This is a genomic window from Cohnella baijiui, from assembly GCF_020731285.1.
Taxonomy (GTDB): domain Bacteria; phylum Bacillota; class Bacilli; order Paenibacillales; family Paenibacillaceae; genus Cohnella.
On sequence record NZ_JAJFOW010000289.1, the window covers coordinates 1 to 254 of the forward strand.

Annotated in this window: 1 protein-coding gene; it reads left to right on the forward strand. The window is 44.5% G+C overall.

Annotated features, from left to right (window positions below):
- Positions 1–21: 21 nt before the first annotated feature.
- The coding region (locus LKX83_RS32680) for a GAF domain-containing protein (RefSeq protein WP_370639179.1) at positions 22–254 on the forward strand (233 nt) is incomplete at its 3' end.

Genomic DNA, 254 nt, shown 5'->3' on the forward strand with positions numbered 1-254 from the left:
TGCAAAGAAGGGATGAAGAGAATGTTTGAAGTAAAGAAATACGCAGCATCCCGCGAGAAGAATTATGAACTCGTCGGCAAACAGCTTACTGCATTAATCGAAGACGAACCCAATCGAGTCGCTAACTTGGCCAATGCTTCCGCATTGCTTAACCAGTTTCTTGACCGTATTAACTGGGTTGGATTCTATTTATATGATGAAACCGAAAATCAGCTCGTATTAGGCCCATTCCAAGGACTACCCGCCTGCGTTCG